18 protein-coding genes are annotated in these 19,283 nt (G+C 34.0%); 8 read left to right on the forward strand and 10 right to left on the reverse strand.

Going from position 1 to position 19,283, the window contains the following annotated elements; all coding sequences use genetic code 11:
- Positions 1-265: 265 nt before the first annotated feature.
- From ACLI08_RS11200 to ACLI08_RS11235, 8 genes are all read right to left on the reverse strand, one after another.
- The gene (locus tag ACLI08_RS11200; RefSeq protein WP_411428576.1) at positions 266-1,012 is read right to left on the reverse strand and encodes a hypothetical protein; all 747 of its coding nucleotides are present in this window, start codon (positions 1,010-1,012) and stop codon (positions 266-268) included.
- The gene (locus ACLI08_RS11205; protein WP_411428577.1) at positions 1,009-2,007 is read right to left on the reverse strand and encodes a PD-(D/E)XK motif protein; all 999 of its coding nucleotides are present in this window, start codon (positions 2,005-2,007) and stop codon (positions 1,009-1,011) included. Before ACLI08_RS11205 ends, ACLI08_RS11200 begins: the two co-directional genes overlap by 4 nt.
- Positions 1,997-4,234, reverse strand: a complete 2,238-nt coding sequence (locus ACLI08_RS11210) for a Z1 domain-containing protein (protein WP_411428578.1) — start codon at positions 4,232-4,234, stop codon at positions 1,997-1,999. The genes ACLI08_RS11205 and ACLI08_RS11210 overlap by 11 nt, the downstream gene beginning before the upstream one ends.
- Before the next feature lie 10 nt (positions 4,235-4,244).
- Positions 4,245-5,783, reverse strand: coding sequence for an ATP-binding protein (locus ACLI08_RS11215; protein WP_411428579.1), 1,539 nt, complete (start codon positions 5,781-5,783; stop codon positions 4,245-4,247).
- Positions 5,734-7,110, reverse strand: a complete 1,377-nt coding sequence (locus ACLI08_RS11220) for a DNA cytosine methyltransferase (protein WP_411428580.1) — start codon at positions 7,108-7,110, stop codon at positions 5,734-5,736. The genes ACLI08_RS11215 and ACLI08_RS11220 overlap by 50 nt, the downstream gene beginning before the upstream one ends.
- Positions 7,111-7,173: 63 nt before the next feature.
- A complete protein-coding gene (locus ACLI08_RS11225) occupies positions 7,174-7,407 on the reverse strand; it encodes a helix-turn-helix transcriptional regulator (RefSeq protein ID WP_411428581.1) in 234 nt (77 codons plus the stop codon).
- Positions 7,408-7,576: 169 nt separating this feature from the next.
- Complete coding sequence (locus ACLI08_RS11230; RefSeq protein WP_411428582.1) at positions 7,577-9,547, reverse strand: DUF262 domain-containing protein; 1,971 nt, start codon at positions 9,545-9,547, stop codon at positions 7,577-7,579.
- Positions 9,537-11,285 (reverse strand): DUF262 domain-containing protein, encoded by a 1,749-nt coding sequence (locus tag ACLI08_RS11235; protein ID WP_411428583.1) that lies wholly within the window; start codon positions 11,283-11,285, stop codon positions 9,537-9,539. Before ACLI08_RS11235 ends, ACLI08_RS11230 begins: the two co-directional genes overlap by 11 nt.
- 269 nt (positions 11,286-11,554) lie before the next feature.
- Here ACLI08_RS11235 and ACLI08_RS11240 point away from each other — a divergent pair, with 269 nt between their 5' ends.
- Genes ACLI08_RS11240 through ACLI08_RS11255 form a run of 4 tightly spaced genes read left to right on the forward strand, consistent with a single transcriptional unit; the run spans position 11,555 to position 13,725 of the window.
- On the forward strand, positions 11,555-11,854 hold the full coding sequence (locus tag ACLI08_RS11240; protein WP_411428584.1) for a hypothetical protein: 300 nt from the start codon (positions 11,555-11,557) through the stop codon (positions 11,852-11,854).
- On the forward strand, positions 11,851-12,504 hold the full coding sequence (locus tag ACLI08_RS11245; RefSeq protein ID WP_411428585.1) for a hypothetical protein: 654 nt from the start codon (positions 11,851-11,853) through the stop codon (positions 12,502-12,504). Before ACLI08_RS11240 ends, ACLI08_RS11245 begins: the two co-directional genes overlap by 4 nt.
- An 18-nt stretch (positions 12,505-12,522) precedes the next feature.
- On the forward strand, positions 12,523-13,434 hold the full coding sequence (locus ACLI08_RS11250; RefSeq protein WP_411428586.1) for a helix-turn-helix transcriptional regulator: 912 nt from the start codon (positions 12,523-12,525) through the stop codon (positions 13,432-13,434).
- A gap of 6 nt (positions 13,435-13,440) precedes the next feature.
- Positions 13,441-13,725 (forward strand): hypothetical protein, encoded by a 285-nt coding sequence (locus ACLI08_RS11255; RefSeq protein ID WP_411428587.1) that lies wholly within the window; start codon positions 13,441-13,443, stop codon positions 13,723-13,725.
- A 134-nt stretch (positions 13,726-13,859) separates the two neighbouring features.
- Here ACLI08_RS11255 and ACLI08_RS11260 read toward each other — a convergent pair whose 3' ends face one another.
- Positions 13,860-14,267 carry a helix-turn-helix domain-containing protein gene (locus tag ACLI08_RS11260; protein ID WP_411428588.1) on the reverse strand — a complete coding sequence of 136 codons (408 nt, stop codon included), beginning with the start codon at positions 14,265-14,267 and terminating at the stop codon, positions 13,860-13,862.
- Between the two features lie 166 nt (positions 14,268-14,433).
- Between ACLI08_RS11260 and ACLI08_RS11265 the strand changes: the two genes are divergently transcribed.
- From ACLI08_RS11265 to ACLI08_RS11275, 3 genes are all read left to right on the forward strand, one after another.
- Entirely contained in the window at positions 14,434-15,219 is a 786-nt protein-coding gene (locus ACLI08_RS11265; protein ID WP_411428589.1) for a hypothetical protein, read from the forward strand.
- 254 nt (positions 15,220-15,473) lie between these two features.
- Positions 15,474-16,097: a hypothetical protein gene (locus ACLI08_RS11270; protein WP_411428590.1), complete on the forward strand. Its 624-nt coding sequence runs from the start codon at positions 15,474-15,476 to the stop codon at positions 16,095-16,097.
- Positions 16,098-16,122: 25 nt separating this feature from the next.
- Positions 16,123-16,473: a hypothetical protein gene (locus ACLI08_RS11275; RefSeq protein WP_411428591.1), complete on the forward strand. Its 351-nt coding sequence runs from the start codon at positions 16,123-16,125 to the stop codon at positions 16,471-16,473.
- 927 nt (positions 16,474-17,400) lie between these two features.
- Here ACLI08_RS11275 and ACLI08_RS11280 read toward each other — a convergent pair.
- Complete coding sequence (locus ACLI08_RS11280) at positions 17,401-18,444, reverse strand: DUF932 domain-containing protein (RefSeq protein WP_411428592.1); 1,044 nt, start codon at positions 18,442-18,444, stop codon at positions 17,401-17,403.
- Between the two features lie 405 nt (positions 18,445-18,849).
- Here ACLI08_RS11280 and mobA point away from each other — a divergent pair, with 405 nt between their 5' ends.
- Positions 18,850-19,281, forward strand: coding sequence for a conjugal transfer protein MobA (mobA, locus tag ACLI08_RS11285; protein WP_411428593.1), 432 nt, complete (start codon positions 18,850-18,852; stop codon positions 19,279-19,281).
- Positions 19,282-19,283: the final 2 nt, after the last annotated feature.

The following is a 19,283-nucleotide window of genomic DNA, read 5'->3' on the forward strand; positions in this document are numbered from 1 at the left end:
GTTTTGGTCGTGCCACGAACTTTCTACACTATTTCTTAAATCGTCTTTAAACCTGCGTTTCTCACAGAGCTAAAATTCTTCTGTAAAGATACATGTTTTATTAAATGAATTTCAGGATTTTACAAACTTACTTGTCCAACCTGTGAAGACCATTATAATTTTTCAATAATCCATTTTATACGTTCAAATAAGCAATCAAAATTGCTGAATAATTTATTTTATACTTCACTAAGTAAGTTCATCGACATTAATTTTGCGACAATTTTTATAATTTTATACTTCTGACCAAATTTATCCAATCCGACAACTCCATCTTCGGATAATCTAATTCGTAATACTCACCTACAATTTGAGCAGCTGAGAGTAAGCGGTTGGATTCTATATAAGGTTTTAATTTTTGTAATAATTCTGGATTATGAATTTCAATCAACTTACCATATGAAACGATATCTTTTTCTTCTACCTTATATGATGGAGCATCAATATCATCCTCACCATCGTTATAGATTACGGTATCATTTGGAAAAAAAGATTCTATATTTTTAAAAAAATTAACTAAATTTTGTCTCTTAAAAAGTACAGGTAAGTCACCATTTTTTAATTCTTTTCTTAGAAATTCACTTTCTTTGACTTCTGATTGGAAATATGTTCTAGAATAAAACGAGACACTTTTACCCACATTTAATCTTTGTTTTGCAATATGATAATTCCAACAGACTAAAACATCATTTATGACATCATAACCTAAAAATACAAAAGGATATGGTGACGCTTTAATGATGTCAAATTTTGGCTTTATTGGTAATTGAGCTCGGGTTGTTTTGTCACGATCTGAAAAATAAGCACTTGAAATATTTTTTACATATACATAATATTTCTTGCCTAAGAATGACATAAAGAATGGTTGGTCTCCATTTATATATTCAAAGTCATTCGATGTATCTAAAACTTCTCGAACTAGGCCGAGTAATGTTTCTGGACTAATTTTTTCAATTTTTTTAAATTCACTCATATGCCTAAACTTTGAAAAAGTAAACTATTGCCCAAGTCAAAATCTTCATCAATTACACTAGGGCTATTGGATAGGTCACAATCAAAAACTACGTTTGAAATTTGTGAAGGAATACTGTTGTTGTGAATACTTGGAATCGAATTTACATTATAAAACGATAAAGCATCCGACGCTAAATTGTAATCAAAGAAAATATCACTTAACTTTTCGTACTCATTCCCCATTGTTTTATAAATCATTTGATTCAATCGGAGATGTAATTTTAAATCTGTAATTCGAGATGTAATGCTATCTCTAAGATCCAAAATACTTTTGCCCGAACCTGTTTCAATGACAAATGTTGAAGCAATAAGTAATCTAGAGCTTGGATTTGTACTTAACTGTTCAATTGAGAATTTATGAATTCGTTTACTTTTTGTTGTTGATTTTACTTCTAGTTTATCAATACTATCATTGAAATCGTATTTATCTTGTGGGGAAATGTGCCAAGCATTTATCAAGTATTCGGGATTAGTTGATTTTTCAATCACTAGCATTTCGGCCCATAAACCTTGAATTGATTTTACGGCTGGCTTGTTGATAGTGCTGAATAAATCTATTACTTTACGAATTTCTCTATTGAGGCTAACTTCAGTTGGAACGGTATCTAATTGCTGAAGTATAATTGAAAATACATCTGTGAAATATTGTTGTAAATCTCTGTTTACCGTCTTTAATATGACTATAGTGTATAAATCCTTAAATTCATTCTCCCGCTCTTTGATGCTACATTCTTGTGAAAATAAAACCGAAATTAGTTCTAGTGTTATATCAATTGATTTTGATTGATTGTCGCATTTCACAAAAAATAGTGGGTATCCGTCTAATGAAACACCAATTTTATGGTGCTCGGAAAAAGGTACGGAATCCACCGAAATAAAACCTTCATTTCCAACATTACGATGTTGGAGGTCTAAAAAAACTTTATATCCAGATTTCATTGAATTATTCGTCATCAGATTCAAAATTTTCAGGAACACTAGAGACGTATCCAGTAGCTAAACTATTAGGATAATGTATCGCTAGTGTATATATTATTTTACCACCCAACTTTACAATTTCATCCGATTTCAATTTAATTTTATGAATCTGAATGGTAATTGTATCTTCTGATTTTATTTCACGATCCCCAGGATATACTTGTGCTCCTGTTGTAGAGCGTCCCGTGAATAATTGATTAATTTTTAAAGTAGCATTATCAAATGAACGTTCACGGAATTCGCTTTCATAAGCCATTTGTACTATTTGAACATTTGAAATTTTGTCTACTTCTCTGTCAGATAGGTATTGTAAGTATCTTATAGTTGCTTGTTTTCTAGCAGAATCTGCATAATTTCCAAATCTAAATTGTGTTAAAAATTGAATTGCTTCATCTACTGAAATTTCAATATATTTATGATTTCTATCTGTTGTTTTGTATTGTGGTTCCCATAATTTTAATTGATTTTCCTTTAAAAAATTCTCAACGGTTATGGTATTCAATTCAATAGAATTTAATGCATTCATAGCATGCCATCCCTTCATTTTAGATTGTACAATACTATAAGGAAGGATATTTTTTCGCGTTGCCCCTAATTTTTCATTTAAAATTAATTGTTGCTCAACTTTTTCTAAACTATCATTGTTTTTTAGCCATGTTCTCATTTCTTCTTCATGTTTGACATATTCTACATATTCAGTAATAGAATCAGTAGGCAAATAAACACGACAGGAATTAAGATATTTTTGTTTGTAACCAAAGAAACGACATCTTTGCTGAATCGTATCGGCGTTAGATTTGCTTTTGGTATATCTTGGCATGTAAGTCACATTGAGGTTCTCAACTGTAAAACCACGATTTAACATTTCGGCACCAACAAGAATATGTGATGATGAAGTTTCCCAATCAACTTCCCTTGTTGCATCGTCTTCACTAATTATAAGGTATAATTGTGAATCATTTATAGCATCAGAAATTAATAATTTTATATCCGAAAATAAAGGTATATTTTCATCTGAGGCATAAAATTTTACGGCTTCTTTTTCGTATAAATCTTTAAACTCTGCATATAAACTATATTTAGCAATGTCCTCATCTTCTAGATTTAGAATGTCAGTCCAAGATTCGATTATTCTCTCAATCCATTCATGAAAAAGTTTACTAACATCTTTCTGCCTATCAGCATGAATCATCATAGATAAAAATTTCATTTTGCCCCAATAATTGGTTATCAGTGCAACCGATAAGATGTAAATTTGTAAAGCTTCTTTTAATGAATTTGGAGGACTAGAAAGTGGGTTATATTTGTAGTGGTAAACTTCATCATCGGGAATTGAAATTACTAAATCGGGAAAGTCTTGAAAAAATGTTTTACCACCTGTATACTTTTTACCAGGAGTTAAAACCGTATGACTTTTTGGAGATAATAAATCCATAATACTTATTAATAAAGGACCTTGCGGAGTAGCGGTATATTGTACATAAGAATGATTTGGAATGGCAGCTTTTAGATTTAAAATACTTGAATAAGTACTTGATTCTTTACTGTCTGTTTCTTCATCCCATTCGTCTGATGTGCTCGCTTTTTTACTATTTGCATACGCAAATCCATTTAATGATGCTTGATCAGCTTCATCATCAATTATAAGTACACCCTTTTTACCTACTTCCTGTTGTATTATTCTTGATTTGAAAATTTGCGCAAGTTCATTGACATGCTTAAAATGTTTCAGAACCGTAATTAAAATTGTCGGCTTTGATGACAATTTCATTTTATTTCTGAGTTCAGCAACCTTAGCTAAGGTTGGATTTTCATAGATTTTATATCTATTGTTTAACGTACTGTCTTTTATTAAGTCTTTATTGAGACGCTTTGTAGTTTGAGATAATAAATTGTTTTTTGTACCGGCAAGGTAGATTACAATTCTATAGCCATTATCGGAAGCCAATGCAGTTAATGTTGTAAAAGATAAAGTCTTACCACTCTGTACATAACCTACAGTAAGGTGCGTGGTATCTTGTTCTTGCAACAGTATAGGATTGTTACAATGAGATAAAATATGAAATGTTTCATTGGTTAAACTTTCTAGTTCATCTTCGTCTAGAAAATTTTGGAAACGAGACATTAAATCATTCATTGCAGATCCAATCACGGGCTTAAAAGTACGATTTGTATTTTCGTTAGAGAGTATTTTTATTTCCATAGATTATCTTTTAATCTTGAACAATATAACTGTTAAAAAGTGTTCTTAAATCAGAAGTATAACTAATCGGTTTTTTAGAAGCTAAGAATTCCGCCAAAGCAAAAGATTTGAAAATTGCAATAATTGGTTGATAATCGTTAGCTCTTTTAAATTGTTCAAAGCGATTGAAAAATGGATGTGCCATGTTAATTTTACACACTAGGCAAGGTGTTTCAATTAACGTGTTTTTTTCAATGGTTAATTTTACGGAATATAATGCATCTGATTCATCTTCGTTGATTAAATCTACAAGAAACTTATATGTTTTATCTTCATGGTCAAATGAATCTACAATACTCCCAATAGAACTTGCATTTGTTATTTTCAGTTCTTCCTTTTCAATATTAACCTTGTTGTTAGAAAAATCCTCTACCTGTTTAATCTTATCTGTAATTGGGACTTTTTCAACATCTTTTTTTGGTGTTTTGGTAAGTTTTTCAGCTATCTTAGTATTTTCCTCTCTGGTTTTAACGCGATAGTTATCTGCTTGACTCAATAGATTAAAATTAGGATATCTTAGTTCATCACGTAAAGCATCGATAAGGTTATTCAAATTTTCAGAATCTCCACTAAAACCATTTTTATTGAAAGTAACATTAAAGCCTTCTAACTCAAGTTCTCCGAATAGGCGTTTATACCTAAAGTTACCTGCAGTCCCAAAAAGAGAAGGAGGAAAAAATCTGTCATCATCACCTCCCACTATTACACGTCCTCTTCGTAATAAAACTAGGCCATTAGCATTATTTTGTATGGATTTTAAAATTGCTACAAACCCTTTTGCTTTATATTTACCCAATTTAAAATCAATCTCTTTTTTCCATAATATATTTTCGCCATTATTTTCTTTATAAAATGGTGCTTCTAAAATTTCAAATTCAGGAGCTTCAAGAGGCTCATCATTAATGTAAATATTTATTTCTCCAGTACGTAAGAAAACTCTATAAATGCTTGACAGATGCCTACGGATTTTATCCATTTGATAGGCCGAAGGAGCATTATGAGAAAGTTCAGACAGAACTATTTCTGTATAGTGCGAGTTTTTACTTTTAGTTGTTTCTTGTACAATTAGTTCTTCCTTATTTTCTGCTATAACTTTATGAATATCAAACTCAGTATATCTTTCAACTGTTTCGCCCAAAGCCTTTGTTTTAACAGACCATTTATCTGCTAACCAAACAGAGGCAGTTTTCATTCCCATGCCAAATTCATTCAGTTTTGTATTATCCAATGGAATATTAGCCGGTTCAAAAGCTCTTAAATAATTTTCAAAATCAATACCCGCAGCATTATCGCTAATAATAATCTGATTACCTTTTTGATCTACATTAATTGTAATGTTAAATACATATCCGGTATTGTTTTCAATTAGCCTTTCTTTGTTGTTTAAGAAAGATTGAACGGAGTTGTCTACATACTCACTTAGAGTCAATGCAACGGTATTGTTTAGTGCTCGGAATGTGTTATATACACTCGGTTGCAGTGCAATTGATACTTTGTCTATTGGATTCATGGTTAATTAGTTTTTCGGCTATTTTCTTAACAAGGTCAACATTAACAGCATTTCCAAAAGCTTTAAAAGCAACGGGAATAGTATCTGGGTATCTTTTCAATCGGTGCATACCTTGAAGTGTAGCAGCCTCTTTTTTGGTCATATAGCGTCCAATTAGAGCTTCTCCTTCTTCTAAAGAATCTGATGGTAGTTTCACCCAAGGTAAAATAGGTATTTGTGTTGTTGTTAAAACTAAAGCAGGCGAATAAGTTGGTTTTTTTACTCTAATTCCTGAAGGCCTGAATTGTATTATTTTATTAAAAATTGTAGGATTTTCTTCGGTTCCACAGTTCCATTCAAATTTCTGATGACTATTTTCAAAAGTTTTAATTTTAGGCAACCATTGATCCAACCATTCTTTATTTTGGTCGTAAAATTCTCTGTTACGTTTTATGAATTGAATTTTCCAACTTGGAAATTTCTTTGATTTATTTGTTGTTGCATAATTAGGTAAGTAAGTCAAGCAATCTTCTAATGAACTTCCTTTTACTATGCTTCCTAATTTTCCTTTTTTATTTTCCAATTGTTTTACAGTTTGAAAAGCCGGTGCTACTTCTTCATATTCATAATTAGCTCCAAATTCCATAGCCCAAATTGGGAAAGTAGGTAGTTTTCCACCGTGCTTGTATAATTGATCGAGAAACTCCTGCCAAATATTTAAATGGACTCTTGTTTCTTCTCTTAAATGCATAAAGTCAGTTTCAGACTCATCTATAATAGTTTTGATATCACAATCGTAATGTTGAGGAATTGGGAAATCAAAATTTTCAAGTGGATCAGGGTTATTCTCATCCTTTCGAATACCGACTATGTATATACGGAAACGATGTTGCGGAGTGCCAAATTGATGTGGAGATAATATGGCTTCTTTTACATGGTATAGGGTTGAAAGGCGATCGTGAATAATCTGCCAAGTATTACCATTATCGTGATTTTTTAAATTTTGAACATTTTCTAAAAATACATACTTAGGAGTATGATGCTCGAGAATCTCCATAATGTTTGTGAAAAGATTTCCTCGATCTTCTGTAAAACCAAGTCTTTTACCTGCTTGTGAGAAAGGTTGGCAAGGAAAACCTCCACACAAAATATCATGTTCTGGAATTTCATTAACTGGAATTTTTGTAATATCCCCGTATATTGGTGTATCAGGAAAATTCTCAGCGTATATTTTTTGAAGTTCTGGACGTAACTCACTTGCAAAAACACATTTATGTCCCAATTCTTCAAGAGCCAAATGAAAGCCTCCAAGTCCAGCAAACAAATCAATAAATTTATATTTTGGCATTTATTTTATAATGAATTTAAACCAATTAATTAAAAGGTTTAGTTAAAAATTTAATTGTAACTCTTACTTAATTGTAATTTCAAAATCCAAAAACCAGGAAAATTTAGACAAGTAATCCATACTGCAATTAAATTTTCCATTTTCAATTTTAGAGATGGTCGTTCTGCTTATTTTCATCATATTGGCTAATTGTTCCTGGTTATAGCCTTTTTTTTCTCGAATCTCCCTAATGGTTTCGCCTAATTTCAAGCGAGACACTAACAAAAAATCATCCGTTATATTCCCTGACTGTTTCATTTTTGATTTTACTTGTACTTTTATTTATTTCAAAAATAGTAAAACACATATTGAATTGTGCAGTATATTGAACATTTTATTTAGATTTTTAAAAGAATTTCTTTTTCTGTATATGTCTCTCCGATATTTTAATTTCATCAAGTCAATAATCGAAATATATTCATAATTATTATATTTTTTTTAAAGAATCCATATATCTTGGTCTTCCTACATTCATTAAGTAACACTTACTATCATCATCAGCCACAGCAATCATTTTTGATTTACAATGAATATCAAGAAGCTTTGGGTTTTCAATAATTTTTCGTTTCCATTTAGGAACTTGATCATAATCATTGTTATTAATGAATTGACTCAGGTGATAGTCTATGTCATCCTTTTCAAGAAGTTTCTCTATAACATCCTCAAAGTATTCCCTAAAATACTGATTATAGGAATAACCCCTTAAATCATTGGTTCCCTCTATAAGACAACGTTTCGGTAGGTTAGCGATATATACCCAAGATCCCCAGTAATCGTAGAATTTGCCATCTCTACTAGTTAAGAATAACGCCCTAACGTTATCAGTAAAATCATTTTCGCTAAAGTATTTTTTAAACAAACCTGATATTGCGGCAACTTTAGAATAATCACTTCCGGCTCTTTTAGTAACAAAGTTTAGTACAAATTCAGCGCGTCCACTACAAAGCCTGGTGTCTTCTATATCTGCCAAGTCGTCATAAGATAGTAATCCGTTTACAATAAGCATGCTTTTTTCGATTTCTTCTTTAACCTGTTTTTCTGCGAATCGTGATTTTATCGTATTTTTTGAGAGATATTCGTGTATATAACCACTGCCCCTGGCAATTTCTTTTACAAGGTTTAGGGCCCCGCGAAGAGTATCTACGGTATCTATAGTTGCATTAGCGATTATGTTACGAACAACCCGGATCCATTTATTGTATTCAACATTGTTTAAAACGTCATTATTTATCAAGTAACAACTGTGAGCATAGTGTAAAACTCTGTTAGGATAGGTTATGCGATCTGAAAGCAACAAATCATCGATGACCTTCTCATCAGCATTCCATAAAATAAAGTTAGGCTTCAGGCTTTTTGAAGCTAAAGCATATTTATCCAGAAGCGAATAAATTGTATTGAAAGACTCTTCATCTAAGTATTTTTCGTCTATCTCCACACTATAATTTAATAGCTTACTTAAAATGTCAATTGGTGTTATATTAGCCTTAGGTTGAGTTTCATTGTCAGAAGAAGTAAGTTTTTTAATTATCCTGTCACTTAATTCATTCCGGGTGGCAACCTCAGTAATTAAAAATTGACGGAAGAAGTTGATAAAGAAAGCATCAAAAGTTTTGCTGTTATTACCTTCGTCCCAAAAGTAGTCTGTCCATTTGCCATCCAGTCTTGTAGCAAATAAATCATTGTACGGTTTGTTAGTTTCCCAACTATTTTTTCTAATATGTTCAATAAGGTCGGCTTTGAAATTTTCATATGACGAAAGTATTTTACCCCTTGCATTCATCTTGATGTATAAATCATCTGACAGTCCAAATTTCTCAAGTTCAAGGAACTCAAAGGTAATATTCTTGTTTTCTTCAGAAAATAGCGTTTTAAAATTAATAACATCATTAAAGCATTGCAGATGTATTTCTGTCAGCATACTTAATGCTGCTGAAACTGTTGGGTCATTTGTCCAATAATCAATAAACCAATTTTGGTTTGTTATTTCTTTGCTTATATCAGTGTCTGCCTTAATCGTTAAATTTGAGTCTAACAATCTTTTAAAAAACTCCTTTGATGAAGTCCTGGTACTATACGTAAATCTATTAAAGAGTTCTTTTACCTCTGAGTTTACAAGCTCTTTATCTCTAATTGCAAAGTAGGTATAATATAAGAATAAAGTGGTTAATCGCTGCTGACCATCTAACGGATAAAATGTATTACCTTGAATATTACCGTAGATAAAATCCAGTTTCGTAGGATTTTCAGAGGTAGCATTTTTAAATTTAGAAATAATCTTATGCCTTATTTTTTTATTTTCCTCTCTTCCTTGCACATAGTCTCTTTGTATAATCGGGATTTCTATTTCGTATTTAGACATTAAGTCATAAAAGCTTGCATTATGTATATTATTGCTCATTTGTGTAAATGCTAAGGGTATCAATAATGTTTTTTAGATAATCGGCTTGGTCTTGTTGAGTCCAGAAATAAAGATGCGCAGAATCTTTGGAGTAATACTTCATAAATATATTTTTGGTACAAATTGGAATAAATTGACCTTTTATATCCTTCTCAATTATTTTACTGCGTTTTTCAGGAAATACAGAGTTTTTATAGCCTCTATTAGTTTTTGAATCTAGCAATGCTAAATTCCCCAAATAGTTAGTGGTATCTTCAGTTGAGGAATCATTGCCTTCGAAGTATTTTATAATACTATAAAACAATGAATCAAAATCATTATTATTCCAGTTTTCACATTTTAATTTAAGTTCTTCGTCAGCTATATATTGCACTGCCTCATCAATCCATAATTTTTTGTGTACTTCAGTTTCGGGCTTTTTTTCACTTTGTGAACTAACATGTTCTATATCCCAGCCGTTTTTCTTGTCTTTAAATTTCTTAAAAGGAAATTTAGCATCATCAGATTTATTTAGGTTCATGGTTTCAATATTATGAAGCAACAAAATTTTTCTGAGTGTATCCTGATTGTTTTTGTATTCAATTTTTTCTATGTCTTGTCCTACTGATTTTAGAAAAACTGAAATACCTTTATTAAGGAAAAGCTTAAAATCATCTTTATTGGTCGTGGCATAGTAATCAATTAATTCTCTAAGTGAATAACCTTTCAGGTTACAATACACTAAAAAGCCGATTTTGTTGTGAAGCAAAGGCTTATTACACCACTCAAGCAAAACCAAATATGTTTGCTTTATTTCATACCATTTATCAAAAATGTATTCTTCACTTTTACCTATAAAATCATTATAGTATTGATTAAAAGTGTAATGCTCGTCTTTGTTTGTACCACTTTTCTTTTTTATAAGATCTAATAGAAATTCTATACGTGTAGGTATATCATTTTCTTCCTTGTTTAAGAAATACCAAAAATTATCATCATGGAGGCTATATTCTATGTTTTCCCAGTCTAGGGCAATCTGTAACTGCTTATGATAGATACTTCCATTATTTTCAAAATTTGATGAGTTAAGAAAAAGCGCCTTTACTAATTCTGCATTTGTCAACTGAATTTTTCCAGTATTGATGCGAGTAAAAATTTCGATAGAATTTTCTTCAAAAGTCTGATACCAAATTACTTTAGTTGAATCGTAAAATTGAGCTATGAATTTATCACTGTTTATGTCTCTCCCTTCAAACCATTTATGAATAGTATCGTAGGCCATCGAAATATGGAAATAATCGATATTAGAAGTTTGTACCTTATTAGTTGTATTAATTTCATTTAAAAAAACAGTACTATTTTTCCTTGTTTGATATAGCAATGTTGGCTCAGGATCTTTTTTCTGTCCACGAAACATCTCATTAATGTAATGGATAATTAAAAAGACTGTCGTTAATCGTTGCTGTCCATCAATAACCTCTAGCCATTGCAAGTCTTTGTTACCTTCGAATTCTTCAGGAAACGTAGTCATCTGCCTCACAACTAATGGCTGTAAGCAATACCAGGTCCCTTCGCTACTATTGCATAACTTTGATTCAAAGTTATAAACATCATTGAGTAATTGTTGAACTTGTATTTCCGTCCAACGGTATCCTCGCTGATAATCAGGAATAAAATAATTTCGATTAGAGATATTTCTAATACTGATTGGTTCTAATAAAACATCTTGTTTTGCTATTTGCAATTCATCATTGTTCATTTTTAAAGATTTTTGGTTTGTAAGTTGGCCTCAAAAGTACTTTTAGTTAACGTCAAAATATGTCGTTGTAATATTAATTTGATACGAGGATAGAAAAAGTTAGTAAGAAAATATTTGTGATTCGGTTGAGGCGAATATACTTAAAACAATGTTAACAGAATGGCGGAAAATCCCCACATTTCATCAAAAAAATATTTTATTTTTTGAGCGTCATTGTTTGTCGTTATGCGAATTTAGTTTTGCCTCATAAATAATTAAAACCAAATAACATGATTGCTAAAATTGTAAACGGTAAGGTAGAACTAAGAAAAGAGAACGGTATACTAATCAGGACGATATCAATCACAGGTGCTATAGAAGTAGACCTTAGTCAGGGGGAAGAACAGCTGTTAGTAACCTTTGCTTCAGGTAAGGTAGAACTGCGAAAAGTCAACGGTATCCTTATCCGGACACTTGTAAATTCAAATGCTATTGGTGCGCGCTTTCACGGGAATGAAGTGCTGGTAAAAACAAACTCAGGTAAAATGGAGTTACGAAAGCTAAACGACATCTTAATCAGAACGATGTGATCCACAGCTTTTATAACTTAAAAATTATTGTTGCGTCATACGACACAAAGATTGAGCAATGTGACCAGCTTATCAGGTTTAATGGTAAAAGAAGCGTAAGTGCTAATCTTAAAATCGAAACAAAAAAACGGAAAGTTATAGAACAAATTTTTACTTGTTTTGATGACTACCGTAAAAATATTGCGAATAGCAGGGTTGAACAAAGGCTTTATTTCGAAGCCTTTGAAAACCTTGAAAAACATTATATAGAAAAGTATAGTGCCTACCAAAACTTCTCTGCCGAATTGTTTACTTTGCGTATCAATGCCATAAAAAAGAAGTACGATGAATTGGGTTTGATTGAGTTCGGGAAATTAAACACTCAGGATATTTATAAAGTTATAGAGCAAGCGAAAGCCCTTGAAGATGTTGCAAGGAAACTTCTGGAACAAATGAATACGTTTATTTGTAGTTCGGAAAAACTGCAACCTCTAAGTACGATTGATTTGTATTACAACATTGCTAATTATTTTCATGAATGTAATTGTATTTCTACTAAAAATAAACATGAGCTATTAGAACGGTTAAGACCTGAACTAACCGTAGCATTAACGAATTTAAATTTTACACTGGCGAAAGAAATTTTATCAAAAATAAAGGAACTTAGCTAACTCTTAAATTTACCAACCATGTCCAAGAAACAATTTTTAAGACGCCACATACTAATCATTGGGAAGCTTAGAAAAAAACCGGCTGACTTTGATGAAATCGATCGATACTTACAACTGCAGTCAGAAATAGAAGGAGAAAATTACAATCTAACAATCAGAACATTCCAACGTGATATAAAGGAAATACAGTCCCTATACAACATCGACATCACGTATAATCGTTCTGAAGCAGTATATGAAATTACTGAGGATGCCAATGAAGAACGTAATGAGAGGCTTTTTGAAAGTTTTGAACTATACAATGCGCTGAATGTTTCTGATAACCTTTCCAGGGATATTATTTTTGAAAAAAGAAGACCTCTTGGTACAGAGAACCTTCACGGGCTTCTTCACGCAATAAAGAATAAACTTCAAATAGCTTTTAAATACGAAAAATACTGGGGTGAGAATAAAGGTATTGAAGCCAGGAACGTTTCACCTTTGGCTCTGAAAGAATCCCGTTACCGTTGGTATCTAATTGCCTTGGATAAGAAAGACGGACATATTAAATCTTTTGGTTTAGACCGAATATCGGATTTAGAAATCAGTAGCTTAAAATTTAATGCCACTGAAAATGAAAAGGTAGACAGCCTGTTTAAATACAGTTTTGGTGTTACTAATGATCCCGGTATGCCTGAAAAGATTATACTTTCATTGTCTCCCGGACAAGGACGATACATAAAATCGTTGCCACTACATTCCTCGCAAAAAGAAATTTTGAGCAACGATAAAGAATACCGTATTGAACTTATGATACATCCAACCTATGATTTTATCATGGAGATCCTGTCACTAGGCCGGGAAGTAACGGTCATTCAACCCGAAAGTTTAAAGGAAGAAATAGTAAATATAATTGGAGATACTTTAAAAAAATATAATCGCAAACTTTAAAATAATATGGGATTTACCGTAACCAAAGTAACATTTCCTCTACAGGGGAGAAATAATGGACCCGATGTAACTCAACGGGTTTTTAATAATAAATTAATACCGCCGATAATTAATAAAGCCTACTCAAAGGTGATTACACATCATGACATAATGCCTGATCCTTATCCTAGAAAGGTAAAGGATTTGTTAGTAGAGTTGACTAATAATGTCACAAAGGAAAAATCAATTAAAAGATTTCCAGAGCCGCCAAAAGAAGGATCTGACCGAAGAATATTTATTGAATTGCCTTAGCATAGAAATTTCTGAGTAAAAACAAAAATTCCCTCTGGTTAAAGAGGGAATTTTAAACCAACCAACCAATGATTTAAGATTAAATCATTATGGTGTAAATGTAAAAATATTCTTCAACAGCGAAGTGTTTTTTCTTATTTATTTAAAAGCTTCTCCAAGTAAGTAACTTTATCTTTCTCCGCCTGTAATAATCTTTCGTAAAGCTTTTTATTTTCCTCGACTGACTCCATCAACTTGTCTAGCGGATTAAAAGTACAATAGTTATTATTTCCAAAATGACTGTTATTAACTGCTTCATTAAAGCTATTAAAATAATTTATCACCCCTTCCTCAGAAAAGTTCTTAATTGCCTCTACAGTAACCCCAAGAGCTTTGGCCACTTCAGCCAGTTTTTCATCTTCAACTACTTCACTGTTTTCCAAAATAGAAATAGCCTGCTGGTTCGTACCCATTGCCTGGGCAAGGGCTTCCTGTTTCATATTACGCAGTTCGCGAATACGGCTGATTTTACGTCCTATATGGTTTGGCTTTGTCGTGTTCATAATCAAAGGTATAAAATTGAAAATAAAGTAGCACACCGTAAAATACATTGAAAACTATGTACCATACATAAGAAATTGATTCGGTACAGGATAAGCAATGATTTACTTGCTGTGTATAAGCAAAAATAAGCTTTTTCACTGATGTTTCACAGCAAAATTATGTTTTATGGACTATCAAATAAGGATACCGGATAGGATTCCAATGCGTGAGCAATTGGAAGAGGTGCTATACGGCCTGCTCACATTTATTGATGCAGGTAGTATATATGTGAGTTGTAAAACCGGACAGCCTGCAATAGTAACAACGATACTTAAAAAGGATTGCAGACAGCACGGTGTAATGTTGGAGCAGTTTTCTGAGAAGCTGGCAAGGGATAATCCCGATACCATATTCAGGTTTTTCGATGAAAAGATTGCCCGAACAGGGTTTAAAAAAGGAAGCCCGTTTCTTTTGATGCACTGCTCGTTGTCTGAATTGGTTTACTATGAACCCATAACCAAAGTTTTTCTACCTCATTATGCCAATGTCGAAAGATCATTGAAAAAATTCAATAAGCGGTCTGCCAATGACTTGGAAACTGCGACAAGACAGTTTGAAGCCTACCAAACTCATATCTCAAATAACGATACTGAGAAAGCAGCAGTTTCACTGTACAGTGCCATTTGGAGCGTATACACATCTTTTGCTGTTTTCTTTACCGGCTATCCTGAAGAAAATTATGAATACCCTGAGTTTGATTATGTATTTGATATAACCAATCGTTATGCACCTGAACTAAGGGACATATTGGATATTCAAACCAACGATGGAGAAAAAATATTGATTCCACTTCAAACAGCCTACAATAGTTGTATCAAAAAGCATCCTATCGAGCCTGTAGAAAAATCAGTTCTTGAACAAGCAGAAGTAAAGTATCAGCATCTTTCTCGGGGACAAAAGCAAAATTCATAGAGCTTAATCAGTCCCTATATGGTGGTGCATCAATACTTAAAGAGAAGCTGTCCACAAATTATTTTGTAGACCACGCGCTTGCCGAGATTTCAGAAATTATCAGAGGTTTTGTAAAAGTTCGCGCCATCTATTGTTTTGGTTATTCGGTTACCGACTCTGATAAAAAGCAAAAATCCTTTACTAAAGAACTACCAGGCTACCATTTTTACCTGCTGGTACTGAATAGTGAGCACCGACAAAATATCGTCCCTGAATTGCAGGCATTGATTAAAAAGAAATTTGCCGGAAAGAATACCGTGACAATCCTGCAACACAGGGCGCAATACCTGCGCAACCAGGCTGTAAACCAAAAGCATTTCATCAATGCCGTATTACGAAATGGAATAGAGGTATATAATAATCCCGAGCATCCATTCTATGAAATACCTGTTGTAGCTGACTGGGATTTTGGCTTTAGTAAAAACTATTGGGATAACCGCATAAGTTTGGCTGAGGGGTTTCTCGCACTCGTTCATACGGAACAGCCGATTATTCTTAATCTGCTAATTCAACAGGCGGTACAGCAGATGGCTGTGGGATTAATTGACCTTTTTATGGGCTACCACCCAAATATATATTCCACCAATTATCTGCTAAGGCTATTGGACTGTATACCGGAACTACCAAAACTATTTACCGATTCAGAGGAAGATAGTAGGCTTAGGCAACTGATATCTGCTAACATTGATATGCTCAAACACAAAAATATTGGGCAGGAAACGATTGAGGACAGTAGCAAACTGTTTAAAAAAGCAAAGGATTTTTATGACAAGATACTAGTGATAGGTAACAAAGAATTGGAAAGACCGGAGCAAATAACTGTTCGAATTAATGATTAAAGAAACATCTTAAAAGGAGTTCACCATGAAAAAAGAAAGAAAAAAAGCGATAAAAAAATTCGTGAATGCAGAGACCAGAATGTGGATGTTCACCACGTTAGCTGAGGATACAGGTGATGACAGCTTTGAAGCCCGGCTGCATTTTGACAGCTACAGTGACTTGATGTATACCGTTTCAGACCTTCTAAAGATTTCCATGCACGCAATGTATCACGATGGAGACACTAATTCAGGCGAGATAGCGGAGCCAGGTTACCATGTTATAAGCGTTTTGAGGATAGCATCCCAACTGTTACCGCTAAATGAATCTGAGGTTTTGGACAACTGCCATCGACTCTATTTGAAACTGGAAGAGTTGAAAAAAAACAAAAGCTAGAAGGTATTTTGTCTAATGAAAAGTAAAGCAATAAATAGCATTAAAAGTTTGGCGACTCACATCAAAAATCGACTGCGGAGATTTTTTAGCCCCCTGCGCAAGGGCAAGTTGTTTTAAGCTGCTGAAGGATTTCAAGCAGCTTAGAACACAACTTGCTACCATCACGCGATGGTATTTTTTATAAACCGGTTATTAACCGAAAAGGGCATCAAGCCCTTTTGTTTTGTCCGGAACAAATCATTTTTCCATAAGGAAAAAAGAGCTAATAAATTCAATAAACTAACCAAGTTTACCAGTTGATGGCAGCCCTGTAGGCTGGCCACCCCAAAATTCAGTATATCATTTACTTTGTAGTTTACCTGCCAGAAATAAAGCAGGTAAATTTACAGGTTATATAACAAGTTTGTTTGCTTGTTGGTAATAAAACTGTAAGGTTTTAAAAGTATAAAAGCGGTAAAGCGGGTTTATTACCTTCTTCTAATTTTACCAAAAAGATTTTTTGTAAAGAATATGTTTTACAAGTAAAATGTAAAACTGTGTTATAATAAGTTAAAACATGAATATATACTACCAAGAAACCAATATTGGTAGGCAGCCCTGATGGCTGCCCGCCCGAAAATTCATTTATCAACCATCTTTTATAATCCGTGGCAGCTTACACGGAATCAAAACAACGCTATTATATTAGCTATACATATTTAGCTAAACATGTATGTCGATAAGTACCTAAGCAGGTATGTAGATATGTAGGTACGTACACACGTATTTACGTAAATACGTAGTTACACATATACCTGTGTATAACTACACATACCTAACTACTTATGTATCTACACAGGTAAATACCTACCCACATACCTATATGAATATATGAGTAGGTATATATGTAAACACAACCCCGATTTTCGGGGCTGTGGTCATTAGGCTTTAATTAAATTGCAGGGCAGCTGCTCCGCTTTTCGCAAAATCCCCGCACAGGTCAAACGCTTTTTGCCCCCGTGCCTGTGCCGTACCGCCCAAACATATGCTTTTGAGTTTATCCTCATCCGTTTTAAAACTGCGTACATTTTGATAGTAGCCCGTAATACAATTATACGCACCAAACAAAGTTCCTTTAGTCGTTTCGGTTTGTTGGGTATCGTCAGCCATAGCATATTCAAAGGCAGCATCACAGGCATTTTTATACATCGTTGAAAGTTCCTCGTTAGCCCCTTTCTTTAAAAGGTTGTAAGTTTCTTTGTTCGGGCAAAGTGCCAACTGTATGAGTTGCTTTACCTGTTTATCCTCGATGCGCACATTTGCCCACTCGTTAAAAATGCCCTCCAACTGCATTGAAAGAGTATCGGCAACGCCCATTACTTTATGCGCCTGCTCCAAGCGTTCTTTAGCCCCTGCCGTGTGGCGTATGCGTACCACATTGGTAGCCGTTTTCATTGCTGCGTTTAATGTGTTAGAACAAACAATCCTTACAGGGGTAAAAGCTGCGGTTATGCTTCCGCTGCCATCGTGGGAGGTGGTCAGGAAAATATACTTCTGTGTTACATCGTCCCCGTTGCCTACACGGATGTAGCCGGGCAGTTTTGCGGTAATAAATATGCGTTCCCCGTTGCCGAGTGCGCCTGCGGTTTCGTACAGTATACCATCGCCACCGCCTACGATAGCATCAAAAAAGGCGAACGCATCGGCATTTTGTACAATTTGGTAGTCTTTGCCCACCACGCCAAAAACGGCTTTGGTATCGGTACGCATCGTGGCGAACTGGTCAGGGATTGGAAAACTGTCAAAATCGCCCGTACCCCTTGCAAAAATCGGGGCTTTGGCTACCTCGTAATCCAAACCTGCAAAGGCTATGGCTTCACGACTTGTCGGGTAGTTCTCTACTATCTGCCCAAGCCCGTGCCAAGCGGTTTGTTTCACGCTCATAAAAGCGTGCTGCCCTGTTGCTGTGTTGAAATTTAAATTATGTGCCATAATTTTTGAATTTAATAATGATACAATCGTTTGTATCTCCTTCCAATCCTCAAATGTGGCAGTCCTGCTACGCTTGCGCTCCGCATAACTTTTTCCCAAAAGAAAACCGAAAAAAGAAAGCAATAACAAGGTGCAGGCAATGCGGAAAAAGCAAAAGGAAACGGAATAAGTCCCGAGGGGTGGGTTTGTGAGTGAGCGAGCAAAGCCATTATGCCGTAGTCTTTTGTCTTTTTTTGGATTGATAGCAATACCTTCGCTTGCTTTTATCGGTTTACTTGGGAAAAGTTTCTTTTCTAAACCTATAAATGCCAACCAACGCCATAAATCGCCGGAAGCGATTTACTGATTAAATCAATGAGTACCTTCATTCGAATACTGGCAGAAAAGACTAAAAAGGAATAACAGGTGGACGATAACGGTGCACATAAAAAGCATAAAGGCGGCAGGTATCCCAAAGATGACCGTGCCACGTTCCGTTATTCCATCAGCCTTACGGCTGTGCAAAACGCAAAATTCCTGACGTTGTTTGAACAATCGGGTATGAACGTGATGGCGCACTTTATCACGGCCTGTGTTTTTCAAAAGACCATCACTACGGTAAAAATAGATAAGGCTGCAATAGACTATTATATGAAACTAACAGGACTGTTTGCACAGTTCCGTGCCATTGGTGTCAACTATAACCAAGTTGTAAAAATGCTCTACAATAATTTCACAGAGAAAAAAGCCGCAGCGGCGTTATATAAATTGGAAAACCAAACCATCGAACTTGTTGCCGTTAGTAAAAAGATCATTGAACTGACCGCTGAATTTGAACATACACACCTTAAAAGGTAAGC

Origin of the sequence: Flavobacterium sp. RNTU_13 (genome assembly GCF_046614455.1) — a bacterium.
In the GTDB taxonomy this organism is placed as follows: domain Bacteria; phylum Bacteroidota; class Bacteroidia; order Flavobacteriales; family Flavobacteriaceae; genus Flavobacterium.